The organism is Bacillus sp. JZ39, assembly GCF_053903145.1.
Genome location: NZ_CP096389.1, coordinates 2,275,686 through 2,288,356 on the forward strand (window position 1 = coordinate 2,275,686; position 12,671 = coordinate 2,288,356).

General features: G+C 44.8%; 19 protein-coding genes. 7 read left to right on the forward strand and 12 right to left on the reverse strand.

Annotated elements, in window-relative coordinates; translation table 11 throughout:
- The first annotated feature begins 120 nt into the window (after nucleotides 1-120).
- The gene (gene ansR / locus M1D65_RS11570; protein WP_004399024.1) at nucleotides 121-471 is read left to right on the forward strand and encodes an HTH-type transcriptional regulator AnsR; all 351 of its coding nucleotides are present in this window, start codon (nucleotides 121-123) and stop codon (nucleotides 469-471) included.
- 8 nt (nucleotides 472-479) lie between these two features.
- Here ansR and M1D65_RS11575 read toward each other — a convergent pair whose 3' ends face one another.
- Together M1D65_RS11575 and nudF are read right to left on the reverse strand one after the other, a co-directional pair.
- Complete coding sequence (locus M1D65_RS11575; protein WP_032726075.1) at nucleotides 480-1,643, reverse strand: TIGR00375 family protein; 1,164 nt, start codon at nucleotides 1,641-1,643, stop codon at nucleotides 480-482.
- Nucleotides 1,640-2,197: an ADP-ribose pyrophosphatase gene (nudF, locus tag M1D65_RS11580; RefSeq protein WP_004398600.1), complete on the reverse strand. Its 558-nt coding sequence runs from the start codon at nucleotides 2,195-2,197 to the stop codon at nucleotides 1,640-1,642. The genes M1D65_RS11575 and nudF overlap by 4 nt, the downstream gene beginning before the upstream one ends.
- A gap of 74 nt (nucleotides 2,198-2,271) precedes the next feature.
- Here nudF and mciZ point away from each other — a divergent pair, with 74 nt between their 5' ends.
- Both mciZ and M1D65_RS11590 read left to right on the forward strand, forming a co-directional pair.
- Nucleotides 2,272-2,394 (forward strand): Z-ring formation inhibitor MciZ, encoded by a 123-nt coding sequence (gene mciZ, locus M1D65_RS11585; protein ID WP_003230420.1) that lies wholly within the window; start codon nucleotides 2,272-2,274, stop codon nucleotides 2,392-2,394.
- Between the two features lie 62 nt (nucleotides 2,395-2,456).
- Nucleotides 2,457-3,377: an aldo/keto reductase gene (locus M1D65_RS11590; protein WP_021479963.1), complete on the forward strand. Its 921-nt coding sequence runs from the start codon at nucleotides 2,457-2,459 to the stop codon at nucleotides 3,375-3,377.
- Between the two features lie 31 nt (nucleotides 3,378-3,408).
- Here M1D65_RS11590 and M1D65_RS11595 read toward each other — a convergent pair whose 3' ends face one another.
- A complete protein-coding gene (locus M1D65_RS11595; RefSeq protein WP_003230416.1) occupies nucleotides 3,409-3,633 on the reverse strand; it encodes a YqkE family protein in 225 nt (74 codons plus the stop codon).
- 160 nt (nucleotides 3,634-3,793) lie between these two features.
- On the opposite strand from M1D65_RS11595, the gene M1D65_RS11600 reads away from it, so the two are divergent.
- Nucleotides 3,794-4,711 carry an alpha/beta hydrolase gene (locus M1D65_RS11600; RefSeq protein ID WP_064671142.1) on the forward strand — a complete coding sequence of 306 codons (918 nt, stop codon included), beginning with the start codon at nucleotides 3,794-3,796 and terminating at the stop codon, nucleotides 4,709-4,711.
- A gap of 39 nt (nucleotides 4,712-4,750) precedes the next feature.
- Here the strand turns inward: M1D65_RS11600 and M1D65_RS11605 are convergent, their stop codons facing one another.
- The 7 genes from M1D65_RS11605 to M1D65_RS11635 all read right to left on the reverse strand — a co-directional run bounded on the left by M1D65_RS11605 (nucleotide 4,751) and on the right by M1D65_RS11635 (nucleotide 8,929).
- A complete protein-coding gene (locus M1D65_RS11605; protein WP_003230411.1) occupies nucleotides 4,751-4,990 on the reverse strand; it encodes a YqkC family protein in 240 nt (79 codons plus the stop codon).
- Nucleotides 4,991-5,002: 12 nt separating this feature from the next.
- Complete coding sequence (locus M1D65_RS11610) at nucleotides 5,003-5,326, reverse strand: iron-sulfur cluster biosynthesis family protein (protein ID WP_003226552.1); 324 nt, start codon at nucleotides 5,324-5,326, stop codon at nucleotides 5,003-5,005.
- Complete coding sequence (locus M1D65_RS11615) at nucleotides 5,323-6,354, reverse strand: GNAT family N-acetyltransferase (RefSeq protein ID WP_032726079.1); 1,032 nt, start codon at nucleotides 6,352-6,354, stop codon at nucleotides 5,323-5,325. The genes M1D65_RS11610 and M1D65_RS11615 overlap by 4 nt, the downstream gene beginning before the upstream one ends.
- A complete protein-coding gene (locus M1D65_RS11620) occupies nucleotides 6,347-6,691 on the reverse strand; it encodes an antibiotic biosynthesis monooxygenase family protein (protein ID WP_044144006.1) in 345 nt (114 codons plus the stop codon). Before M1D65_RS11620 ends, M1D65_RS11615 begins: the two co-directional genes overlap by 8 nt.
- Nucleotides 6,692-6,700: 9 nt before the next feature.
- Entirely contained in the window at nucleotides 6,701-7,171 is a 471-nt protein-coding gene (locus tag M1D65_RS11625; protein ID WP_015384025.1) for a GNAT family N-acetyltransferase, read from the reverse strand.
- Nucleotides 7,172-7,355: 184 nt separating this feature from the next.
- On the reverse strand, nucleotides 7,356-7,694 hold the full coding sequence (locus M1D65_RS11630; RefSeq protein ID WP_021479968.1) for a YolD-like family protein: 339 nt from the start codon (nucleotides 7,692-7,694) through the stop codon (nucleotides 7,356-7,358).
- Nucleotides 7,691-8,929 carry a DNA polymerase IV gene (locus tag M1D65_RS11635; protein WP_010886562.1) on the reverse strand — a complete coding sequence of 413 codons (1,239 nt, stop codon included), beginning with the start codon at nucleotides 8,927-8,929 and terminating at the stop codon, nucleotides 7,691-7,693. The genes M1D65_RS11630 and M1D65_RS11635 overlap by 4 nt, the downstream gene beginning before the upstream one ends.
- A gap of 165 nt (nucleotides 8,930-9,094) precedes the next feature.
- On the opposite strand from M1D65_RS11635, the gene M1D65_RS11640 reads away from it, so the two are divergent.
- The 3 genes from M1D65_RS11640 to M1D65_RS11650 all read left to right on the forward strand — a co-directional run bounded on the left by M1D65_RS11640 (nucleotide 9,095) and on the right by M1D65_RS11650 (nucleotide 11,288).
- Nucleotides 9,095-9,301 carry a YqzH family protein gene (locus tag M1D65_RS11640; RefSeq protein WP_014477257.1) on the forward strand — a complete coding sequence of 69 codons (207 nt, stop codon included), beginning with the start codon at nucleotides 9,095-9,097 and terminating at the stop codon, nucleotides 9,299-9,301.
- A 545-nt stretch (nucleotides 9,302-9,846) separates the two neighbouring features.
- Nucleotides 9,847-11,100 (forward strand): MDR family MFS transporter, encoded by a 1,254-nt coding sequence (locus M1D65_RS11645; protein WP_122894919.1) that lies wholly within the window; start codon nucleotides 9,847-9,849, stop codon nucleotides 11,098-11,100.
- 29 nt (nucleotides 11,101-11,129) lie between these two features.
- Entirely contained in the window at nucleotides 11,130-11,288 is a 159-nt protein-coding gene (locus M1D65_RS11650; protein WP_004398585.1) for a hypothetical protein, read from the forward strand.
- Here M1D65_RS11650 and M1D65_RS11655 read toward each other — a convergent pair.
- Both M1D65_RS11655 and coaA read right to left on the reverse strand, forming a co-directional pair.
- Entirely contained in the window at nucleotides 11,285-11,671 is a 387-nt protein-coding gene (locus M1D65_RS11655; RefSeq protein ID WP_004398989.1) for a VOC family protein, read from the reverse strand. The two genes, M1D65_RS11650 and M1D65_RS11655, sit on opposite strands and share 4 nt — an antisense overlap.
- A gap of 4 nt (nucleotides 11,672-11,675) precedes the next feature.
- A complete protein-coding gene (gene coaA / locus M1D65_RS11660; protein ID WP_003245966.1) occupies nucleotides 11,676-12,635 on the reverse strand; it encodes a type I pantothenate kinase in 960 nt (319 codons plus the stop codon).
- Nucleotides 12,636-12,671 lie beyond the last annotated feature (36 nt).

Below are 12,671 nucleotides of genomic sequence, written 5' to 3' on the forward strand. Positions count from 1 at the left end.
CTTTTAATGCAATTATAGACACGGAAAATAAAATACGCAAGACATTATTATTCAATTCGCGTACACTTCCTAATACCTATATGATATAATCAGCTCAAGGTGAAAAAGGAGCGGAAGTTCATGAATCTAGATCGTTTAACTGAATTGAGAAAAAAGAAAAATTGGTCGCTTCAATATACAGCTGACCTTCTCGGTATCGCAAAAAGCACATATGCCGGCTACGAGTCAGGCTACCGACGGCCTTCACTTGAAGCGCTTGCCATGCTGGCTGACCTCTTTGACACAACCTGCGATGAACTTTTAGGCCGCGAGAAACAAAAGCAGACTGCTCCTCAGGCCATAGAATTGGCCACGTGGAGCAGCCTTGACTTTACCATTTCTGTTGATGGCCAGCCGCTGAGTGAAGATGAAATCATCCAGCTGATTACCTTTATACGCACAAAAAGAAAAGTACAGGAGGAACTGAGTTAATCTTTAGCTCACGGTTTAATTTTACCGTAGGTTCCTCCTCCTCCGGCTTTCAATTCCAGTTTTCCGGATCTCGCTTTTACGATAAGCGCCGCGGTTTTCGGCGGGACAACGCGAGCCAAATCTTCTTCTGCAGCCTCATGAAGAACAGCCATTTCTGTTCCGAAGGCTTTTTTTAGTTTGTCCAGCGTTTTCGGGCCTACACCCGGAACAAATTGCAGCGGGATCTGATGTACATATCGCGGACGCGGGACGCGAACTTCAAGCTGATCACTCAATTCACGCAATCTTTCGCTGACTCCCTTGGTAAATCTGGCATTTCCGCAATTCGCGCACGCTGTTTCCCCGCTTACAGCAGGCTCTCCGCACGCTTCGCAAGCCGTCTGATAATATTTCCCCAATAACGGGTCCAAGCCATAATTTGCGATAATTTTCCTGTCATCTTGTCCCTTTAATGCAAGAGCAAATTCAGTAAAATCAGCTGACTGCACATATAGTTCATTATATTCTCTGCCGATTTTCCCCAACGAATGCGCATCAGAATTTGTTAAAAAAGGATACGGATTCAATTCAGATACCTGTGATGCCATGTCTGTATCACAGCTTAATCCAAGCTCCACCGCGTCTATCATAGATGGATCAAAAACCTCAGTTAAGCTTGATTTAACCCCTTTTCCATATAAGCTTTTATGCGGCGTAAAGATATGGGCGGGGATAAACAAGCCGCCCATATCCTGCACTTTTTTTTGCAGGTTTAAGCCCGTTTCATAAATCCGCTGCGAGCTTAAATGAATATTTTTCAGCCGGGCTGACAGCCAGTTTGAAAACTGTTTCATATCAGACAGCGTCGGCATAAATACGAGCACATGGATCGGTCCGCTACAAGCTTCATCATAAATCTCCAGCTCGCTCCCCAATAAAAGAGTCGTGCTGCGATAACGGATTCCTCCCCCGTCAAGCTCGCGATATTTTCCATATGAAATGCCTTCCTCAAGCTCTAGAATGACTTCCGGAGAATGACAGTCGATAATGCCGAGGAGTTCAATTCCTTTATGTTCACTGGCTTCAACCAAAATTCTGTCCAGCGTTAATGTTTTGGCGCCTGTTATTTTGACAGCCCTTCCTGTAAAGGTCCGGCCGATATGAATGTGCAAATCCGCGTAAATCTTTTTCATTTTTGTGCTTGGAGCGCTTCTTTCAGTTGAAGATACTGAATCGCGTAGGCTGTTTTAGCATCATATACTTCACGCGATTCAACCAGCTTTAGCGCATCTTCAAGCGTCACCTCCATCACTTCAACAAACTCGTCCTCATCAAGCTCCCGTTTTTCTTCAAGCACAGAAAGCTCCTCAGCAAGAAAAACGTGAACAATTTCATCTGCAAATCCGGGTGATGTATAAAACGCAGTTATTTTTGTCAGTTTTTTTGCTGTATAACCGGTTTCCTCTTCAAGTTCCCGAAGTGCCGTATACTCCGGCTCCTCACCTTTTTCAAGCTTACCGGCCGGAATTTCAACAATCGTCCGCTCAAGCGGCTTACGGAATTGTTTGACCATGATGATTTTCCCTTCATCTGTGACGGCTAGTACCGCTACAGCTCCAGGGTGTTTCACAATTTCACGTTTACTGGCTTTGCCGTTTGGCAGCTCTACATCCTCGACATAAAGATCAATGACTTTACCCGAAAAGATCTGTTCTTTGGCAATTGTTTTTTCTTCTAATGATTTCATTTCTTCATCTCCCGTTCTGTCTCTATATGATGCCCCATACATTTTATCATACTAGAGCAAAAGGGGGCTTCTTCGTGAAAGTGCACCGCATGCCAAAAGGTGTTGTCTTAGTCGGAAAAGCATGGGAAATTCGGGCGAAGTTAAAAGAGTATGGACGCACATTTCAATATGTGAAAGATTGGATCTCAAAGCCATAAAAGTTGAAACTTTAGCTCCTTTATATTACGGTCAATACAAAGCCTAAAAAAGGAGTGTGCACATGAAAAAGCGCAAATTGGGTACATCTGATTTAGACATTAGTGAAGTCGGACTCGGCTGTATGTCTCTTGGAACTGAAAAAAACAAAGCATTGTCCATTCTGGATGAAGCGATCGAGCTTGGCATCAACTATTTGGACACAGCAGATTTGTATGACCGAGGCCGCAATGAAGAAATTGTCGGTGATGCGATCCAAAACAGACGCCAGGATATTATACTGGCAACAAAAGCGGGAAACCGTTGGGATGACGGAAGCGAGGGCTGGTATTGGGACCCTTCAAAAGCTTACATAAAAGAGGCGGTAAAAAAGAGCCTTACACGTCTGAAAACAGATTATATCGACCTTTATCAGCTTCACGGCGGCACGATAGAGGACAACATTGATGAAACGATCGAAGCGTTTGAGGAATTAAAACAAGAAGGTGTCATCCGCTACTACGGCATTTCTTCCATCCGCCCGAATGTGATTAAAGAATATGTAAAAAAATCAAACATCGTCAGCATTATGATGCAATTCAGCCTGTTTGACAGACGCCCTGAGGAATGGCTCCCGCTTTTAGAGGAACATCAAATCAGCGTAGTCGCCAGAGGTCCTGTTGCCAAAGGGCTCTTAACTGAAAAACCGCTTGATCAAGCTTCAGACAGCATGAAACAAAACGGGTACTTGTCCTATTCATTCGAGGAACTGACAAACGCCCGCAAGGCAATGGAGGAAGTGGCTCCCGATCTTTCCATGACAGAAAAGTCGCTGCAGTATCTGCTAGCACAGCCGGCTGTCGCTTCAGTGATTACAGGCGCCAGTAAGATTGAGCAGTTACGGGAAAATATTCAGGCAGCAAATGCACGGCGTTTAACCGAAGAGGAAATCAAAGCGCTCCAATCTCATGCGAAACAAGACATTTACAAAGCTCATCGCTCATAGCAGAAAAACCAGCACCCGTACGGGTGCTGGTTTATTTATATTGATGCCAATCCATTTGGCTTTCATTTAGGAGTTCTTCAAAGCTCTTATTTTTTTCGATCTCTTTTTTCTTTCTGATCTGTTCTGCTTTTTCTCTTTCCTGCCTCTTTTCATCCTCTTCCTTCAATTGGCTCTTCATCTCCATAAGCTTTGCTTTGATATCGGATTGAAGGCCGTCTTTTAGCTGGTGTTTGTCAGCGGATTTTTGTTTTTTCATTCAGACTTCCCCCATGTTTTGTTTTGAAGACAGTTTATCACGGAGCATATACACTGAACAAGCAGACTCTCTTCTGATTACTTTCTCAGCGAAGCAGTGTTTAGGTATAATGATTTTAAACACGAATTACCTATATTTAGTTGAAAGGTGCTGTGACTTGTTGAAGAAAATCTTTTTGGCCATTGGTGCTCTCGTAACAGCTGTCATCGCAATCGGAATTGTTTTTTCGAATATGATTCTATACATCAAGAAAAAAACGGATGAAGACATTATCAAAAGAGAGACAGACGACGGACATGATGTGTTTGAATCATTTGAACAAATGGAGAAAACCGCTTTTGTGTTACCATCCGCTTACGGGTACGACATAAAAGGATACCATGTCGCACCGCATGACACACCAAATACCATCATCATCTGCCACGGGGTAACCATGAATGTGCTGAATTCTCTTAAGTATATGCATTTATTTCTTGGTCTCGGCTGGAATGTGCTCATTTATGACCATCGCCGGCATGGCCAAAGCGGCGGAAAGACGACCAGCTACGGGTTTTACGAAAAGGATGATCTCAATAAGGTTGTCAGCTGGCTCAAAAACAAAACAAATCATCGCGGATTGATCGGAATTCACGGTGAGTCGATGGGAGCTGCGACCGCCCTGCTTTATGCTGGTGCACACTGCAGCGATGGCGCTGATTTTTATATTGCCGATTGTCCGTTCGCATGTTTTGATGAACAGCTTGCCTACCGGCTGAGAGCGGAATACAGGCTCCCGTCTTGGCCCCTGCTTCCTATCGCCGACTTCTTTTTGAAGCTGAGAGGCGGCTATCGCGCACGTGAAGTATCTCCGCTTGCTGTCATTGATAAAATCGAAAAGCCGGTCCTCTTTATTCACAGTAAGGATGATGACTACATTCCTGTTTCTTCAACCGAGCGGCTTTATGAAAAGAAACGCGGGCCGAAAGCGCTGTACATTGCCGAGAACGGTGAACACGCCATGTCATATACCAAAAATCGGGATACGTACCGAAAAACAGTGCAGGAGTTTTTAGACAACATGAATGATTCAACAGAATAAAAAAGCGAAAGGCCTCTTCGGCTCTTTCGCTTTTTTATGTTACAGAACGTCGGTAATGCCATCCATATTTTCTCTGATCCATTCAATCGCAAGATCTATCGTTGTAAACTCCTGCGTCTCGAAGGTCATTTCATCCTGCAATAGCCAGACATCTTTCTTGATGGACTCTGCTCCTCCAATTGACCAGTGAAGCAAGGTATAGGGATGGTTTTGATTCAGGAAGGATACCCACGTTTTATTTTGTGCTGTGTTCTTCATTGCCTTCAGCTTTTGTTCCACGTTTCGCGTCTCCTACTTTACTAATATGCTCATTCTGGGGCTGAGCATTTCAGCCGGGCTTTTCAGCGCCAATGTTTTGGCTTTTTCATTGTAATCGATCGTCATTTGATCGTCAAAAAACACTTTTTGTGACGATTGGATATACAGCGGAATGCCGTTCGTTTCCAGCTGCTCGCACTGTCCCGTTAATTCTTCTGCCAGCCAGATTGTCGGGACACCGCTTACCGCGCAGCCGCATCCTTCTGCATCGTAACGAAGCTGGGCTTTTTTCCCCGGGTTGGCGTCAAACGCCTGCTGCAGTGCCTGTTTTGCTGCATCTGTCACATGTATGTTCATAAGGTGAAACCCCCGTTTTCATCATTTTCGCTATTGTAGCATACAACACTGCCATTCGCATTGTTTCTGCCTTTTTTCCACCGCTTCGCATTTTCTTCTGCAGTCTTGATCCACTCATCTTTCCCTTGTATGTACTGATTGATGCTGTCAGGATGCTGGGCCGCCAGCCGTTTTTTGAGAACGGCGTATTCCTTCGCTATGTTTGGATGAGCTCTGAGATAATCTCTGAATAACAGATGCCTTTCAATAGCAGGGTTTCCCTGTTCGTACATATGGACATGATGAGTGCGTTTATTTCCGCCCTTTTGGAAATAACGCCTGCCCGCTATGCCGTTCTCACCTTTTGGTATATAGCCGTTAGCCTTCATTTGTTCATCAAATTGGCTCACGGCTTCAATGCTTCTGACTTCAATTAACATATCAATGATTGGCTTCGCTGCCATGTTCGGTATTGATGTGCTTCCGATGTGATGAACAGCGATAATCTCCGACCCGAACACAAGTTTCAGCCGTTCTTTTTCTTCATCGAAACATTCTGCCCATTTTTCGTTGTAGAGAATGACCTCAACTTTTCTTTTCGGATACAAATGAAAGACCGACAGCAATAGACCCTGCGCTGCTTTGACGGTTTCTGCCTTTTGGAATCCGGCCTGTGTATAGAGTGACACGGCCGGGATATTGTTCTCGGCTGTGACTACTTCGATTTTCTCAGCGTCTTCATTATGATCAATGACAAATTGCAGAAGCGCTCGTCCAATTCCTTTTCTGAAACCGTCAGGATGTACAACAAGCCTGCAAATGGTGAGATGATGCATGTTTTTCTCATATGAAATGACACCGATCAGCTTGCCGTTTTCCCGATATCCCGCAAACCGTTCATGGGATGCTTGAATATCCTTCACCTTCTCTTGTAAAGCGGGAATACCGTCAAAACCGATAATCTCTGTTTCCTTTATGTAGGCGGGGATCTGTACGGCTAAAATCTCACGCGCTATAGCGGCTTCCTTATGCTGGAGAAATTCAATCATTCGTGTTCTCCTGAAACAGCCGCTGTCTGTCGACTTTTGCGACGCGGACTGCATACGACTCGTACCAAAGGCTTTTTCCTTTTTCTTTTGCTGCTTGATGTTCAGTGTGATGCCTCCAATGGTTAATTGCGTCCATACTGTCCCAATAGGAAACTGTGATGCCCCTTCCATCCGCTTCACGTACGCTTTCCACGCCTAAAAATCCAGGCTGATCCGCCGCAAGCGATACCATCCGCTCCGCTGTTTCTCCATATCCTGTGTCATTTTCGCTTTTGACAGAAGAAAAAATGACTGCATAGTAAGGAGGCTCAGGTGTTTTTGATAAAAAATTCATCATATTTCCCCCTCATATGTTTTTGACAAACAGTACCCTGTCTTGGCCTGGGCCATCATAGTTTGCAAACACTGAGATGCCATTTACCGTCTTGGTGCCCTTTTCAATATCAAACCCCAATTTTGTGTGATATGCGATTGATACCTTATTCACAGGTGAAGTGACGCACTTTACCCGGGTGCAGCCTCTTTGTTTTACTGTTTCGATAAATACATCATACAATTGTTTCCCAATTTGCATTTTTCTGAAATCTGGATGCACACCGGAAAAATGAATGTACGCCGTTTCAGAATCCGATTGCGATTGAAATCCGATTAAAAATCCCGTCATGCTGTTATGTTCGGATGTAATAAAGCTTGTGTCCTGAAAATGCTCAAAAAATAGTCTCGGCAATTTTTCTTTCAGCTGTCTGCCGCCCCACCATTCATTCAGTACAGACGTTACCATTTCATAATCTGAAGACGTGATTGTTCGAATATCCATTACGATTTGATCTCCCTCCGTCTGGCAAAACGAATGTCAGCTCTTTTTCTCACAATATAAAAATTATATTTTGCCTGGCTGGAATTGTAAATGCCTTCTTTCCTTTATCATACGTTTCCAGACTGCCGAGGGAACAATGTTTCATCATTTTAGCCTATTTCTCCCCCAAGCAGGAGGAGAGACTTTACAGCACAATATCAAGCACTTGATCAAGTCTCAGCTTATAAAGCTGATCCTCGTCTCCTTTTATCCATACTGCTTTTTCAAACTCTTCATACCGGCAGATCTTCCCGGTGCAGCGGACAATCTCACCGTCCTGAAAGCAGCTGACAGTGATATCCTGAGCGAACTCCATCGCGGCGCAAAGCGTTTGATTCATCTCTTCCAGCTTATTGGGGTCAAGGATCGGCTTTTGCAGCTTCTGTTTAAGTCGCTTTCTCTCCAGCAGGCTTTGCTTATGTTCCGGCAGAAACATCCTGCTCCCTTCCCACAGCAGGTTGCCCCTTTTTAAATGATCGTTCATTTATAATGCCCCCCTATTTTAGCCGCACGTTCAAATGCCTGGCCTGCCGCTGTCAGTGACGCCGCCCTGATGATTGCTGTATCGCCGAATCGATTTTTAATGCCATCCATCACATAGCCTAGGCTCATTTTCTTTGCATAATCCTGAAATAAATTGAGCTGCCATATGTCATCAGATGAGAGCTGAGACAGATTGACACCGAGGCGGCGGACAGGTTTCCCGTCCCAAAATGTAAGAAACAGCCGGCGTACAGCCTCATATACATCCTGAGTAGAATTAGTCGGCTCTGCCAGCTTCACTTGCCGGTTGAAGCCCGTCGGCCAATCAAAATCAGCACCCCGGCAGCTCACTGACACCGTCTGCCCCATGACTCCGGCGTTTCGGCTTCGCCTGCACACTTCTTCACTCAGCTCAAGCAATACGACCTTGATTTCTTTGTCAAAGTGTTCGTAGTCTCTCGGGAGAGTCATTCCATGGCCTATCGCCTTTTGCCCGTCCAGAGACGAAGTTGACACAGGGGAATAGTCGATTCCGTTTGCCGTCATCCACAGCACGTGGCCGTTAATGCCCCATTTCTTTTTTAAAAGATCGAGCGGAAAAGCCGCGAGCCCGCCGATCGTGCTGATGCCCATCCGATTTAAATGATGCTTCATGCGGCTCCCGACGCCAAACATGCTGCCCACCGGGAGCGGCCACATTTCGGTTTTCATATTTTCTTTCGTTAAGGTAAAAATACCGTTCTTATTCTTTTTGGCAAAATTGTCACACGCAATTTTGGCCAGCGCTTTGTTAGGGCCGATTCCGACCCGTGCATAAACGCCGATCTCCCGCATGATTCTGCCCTGAATGCTTTTCGCGATCTCCATCGGCGTCCCAAACAGCTTCTGGCTGCCTGTAATGTCCATGAACTGTTCATCGATAGAATAAGGCTCCACAAGGTCTGTATACTCCTCGAGAATGGCCGTAATTTGCAGTGATACATCAATATACCGCTGCATACGCGGCCGGAGCACAACAGCCTCAGGACACTTTTCCTGCGCCTCCCACAGCCGTGAAGCATTCACCACACCCTTTTGTTTCGCCAGCGGGCAGGCAGCCAATACGACTCCGCCCCTTTTTTCAGGGTCACCCGAAACAATGACGGGCCTATTTTTCAAATGTGGATTTTCCGCTTTCTCTACAGATGCATAAAACGATTGCATGTCAACGAGAAAAATCACTTTTTCTTTCATCATACACACCTCTAAAAAGAACTTATGTTCGTTTTTCATTATATGCGAAAGTATGTTCGTTTTATACTGGTAAATGATTCTTGTCTGACAGAAAATATGATCCAAGGGTTTGAGAGAAGAAAAACATTTAGTAGAATAAAAGCGAAGCATAAGGATAGGAGAGTCATGATGGAGAAATTTGTCGAAAAAATGATGGAACAAGCATTGCGGCAATACGGCAGAAACGTTGCTATAGATCCGTTAAGCCCGTATGAAAAACAAAGCCTGAAAGCGGCTCTACAAGAGAGACGGAATGAAGAACCGGATGAGGATTTGCATGCGCATATAGAAGATATCATTTATGACTATGTCACAAACCAAGGCTTGTTCTCTTAAACGCATGACTTTTAGCCGCTGATGCGGCTTCCCCTTGAAAACACCGCCTGAAACAAATAAACAGTCTCAGGCTTACAGAAAAAAAGCAGGATTTTCTCACGCTCCATAGATTCATATGGCCTGGCGTAAAATTCCCCTCAATGCTCGCGCAAAACGGAATAAGCTGTCCATGATCACGCGTATACACTTTTTCGAAGAGATGTGCTCTCTTGTTCTGTCATGCGGTCCATCGGTTTTCAGCGTACATCTTGATCTCATAGCCGGTTTCACTGCCGATATGATCTACGTCCTGGCGGCTTAAACTCTTTTAATGTTTCAAACACACCCTCACTGAATTCGGACATACCGTCATTTTCCTTCTGTCATCACCTTCAAATTCAAGATGTAACCCCCGCCACACGCATCCTCAACGCATAGTATATTGCCATCCATACAATCAGGCATACTACATGTCAATAACGAAATATTTTGAACGATCTATTGGAGAAGGAAATTTTTTCATATATGATAGAGAAAGATCATACATACAGGAGAGAATATAATTCATGAAGAAATGGAAAGATATCCACCCGATCAGCTGGACAATTATAATCGGAACCATTTTCGGCAGAATGGCAACATCGATGAGCATTCCTTTTTTAGCGATTTATTTGACAGCCGTCCAAGGCGCATCAGCTTCCTATGCAGGGCTGGTCATCGCCGCGAGCTCATCAGTCGGCATCCTCGCAAGCTTTTACGGCGGATATATCTCAGATAAATTCGGCAGAAAAAACATGATGCTTGTATCGATTTTCGGATGGATGCTGGTATTTGCAGGCTTTGCGGCAGCATCTCATCTCTGGGTGTTTTTTGTAGTAAACGCATTAAACGGTCTTTGCAAATCACTGTTTGAGCCCGCTTCAAAGGCCTTGCTGTCTGATATGACAGAAGAAAAAACGAGACTGCTAGTTTTTAATTTACGCTATGCGGCTATTAATATCGGCGTTGTCTTCGGACCTGTGCTTGGCCTATATTTCGGCTCATCGCAATCGACTACGCCCTTTTTGGTGCCTGCAGTCATTTACGGACTATACGGAATTGTGCTTGCCCTCCAATTTAAAAAACATCCATCCTTATCAGCACCAGCCCAGTCCCGAAATATGAGCGTGCGGGAAGCGTTTATGGTCACGCAAAAGGATTATCTTTTTACCATTGCTTTGGTCGGCATTACGCTATGCACCTTCGGCTACTCACAATTCAGTTCCACATTCCCTCAGTATATGGCGCAGAACCCCTTGATCGGCAATGGAACGAAGCTGTATGGGCTGATGCTGACATTAAACGCAATCGTTGTGTTGGCGACGCAATTTCCCATTGTCCATTTTGCAAAACGGTTTTCGCCGCTTTGTTCTCTGATGCTCGGTAATGTGATGGTTAGCATCAGCATGGCCATTTTCACCGTATCACACGGTGTTCCATCAATTGTGATGATTGTCATCACATTTACAATTGGCGAAGTGCTTTTATTCTCTATGATGGATTTGTATGTAGACCAGATTGCAAAACCAGGATTAAAAGGCACTTATTTCGGGGCAATCGGTTTTTCACAGCTCGGAAACGTCATCGGCCCTTGGGTCGGGGGGATATGTATAGACCTGTTTGGCGCTGGCCGGCCGATTTATATTTTTTCTGTCCTGAGCGGCATTACCCTGCTCGGCCTGCCATTTTTAGCGTTCGCCTATCGGCAAATGAAAATGGAGACCACAAAACACCGTTCCCGTCTGGAAAAGCCGCTTTACATAAAAAACGGAAGAGAATGAATCTCTCCCGCAAACATGAGGTGAAGAACATGAATATAGGTGATGTGATGTTTCAGCTGTTTGTATTTATTATATTTGCCGCTGTCGTCTTTGCGGCTGTTACAGGCTTCAAGTATGCGAAAAACCGAAAAGCGCAGCTGGATCGCATTGAGAAAAAGCTGAACAGCCTGTCCGAAGATCACGATTAACAGCTTGGGGCAACGAGCTCTACCTTAATCCGGTCTGGATCCTCACAAAAGACTGCATAATGCCCGTCTCCTCCGGCAAAAGGATGCCTGTCTCGGTACAACACACGATAGCCTTTTGCCGTCAATTTTTCAGTCATCTGATCGACTTGAAGCTTGGATTCAGCATGAAATGCGAGATGGTTCAGACCGACTCGGCATCTATGGTATTCCGGCTCTAGAAATGGCTCTTTCGCCTGCACAATCACTAGGTAAAAACGATCTTTCTTCCAGCTGATGCCTGAGCTCCATTTTTGATACTCTTTATAGCCAAGTTCTTTTAAGAACCAGCCCCAAAACCGCCTAGACGCCTCCAAATCAGAGACATACAGTTCAATATGATGCACAATTTCATACCCTCCTTACCAGCACTTCCTCGACCTTATGCCCGTCTCCCTTACGCAAAATGAGATCTGACCTGAATTTAGTCGGCAAAATATTTTCATATAAATTCGGCCGGTTGACACTCTCCCAAATCGAGGCTGCCATCTCGTCAGCCTCCTGATCGGACAAGTCTTTAAATTTATGAAAATATGAATCAGGATTTTGAAAAGCAGTTTCCCGAAGAAGGCGAAAACGCTCTAAATACCAAGTGAAAATCCGGCTTTCCTCCGCATCCACATAAATCGAAAAATCAAAGAAATCGGAAACAAAAATACGCGGGTTTTCCCGGTCATCCTCCAAGGTGGGCGACTGAAGAACATTAATGCCTTCAATAATCACAATATCCGCCTGTTCTACAACCTCGAACACACCTTCCTCGCGGTCATAGGTTAGATGGGAATACACCGGGGCCTTTACGCTGTCCTTTCCTGATTTTAAGTCATTCAAAAACTCAAGCAGCGCCTTTACATCATAGCTTTCAGGAAACCCTTTTCTAGACATCATATTTTTCTTTTTCAGCTCGGCAGTAGGAAATAAAAAACCATCTGTCGTGATAAGGCTCACTTTTGGACGGTCAGGCAAACGCGAAAGCAGCTTCTGCAAGATCCGCGCCGTCGTGCTTTTTCCGACTGCGACACTGCCGGCAATGCCGATAATAAACGGAATTTTGGCTGAATGTGGGTGCTTCAAAAAAACATTGACATGCTTATTGCGTTCAGCCGCAGACTTGACATGTAAATGAAGCAAGCGAACAAGCGGAATATAGATCGTCTCCACTTCTTCAACAGATAGATAATCATTCAATCCTTCCACAGCTTTTGCCTCTTCTTCAGATACAGCAATCGACAAATGCCCCCCAAAACCAGACCAAGACTCCCGATTGTGCTGTGTATATAAAGTATGTAGGTTAAGTTCTTTATTTTTCACTGTTTACACCTGACTCTCTGTAGGTTAAAACCCTTA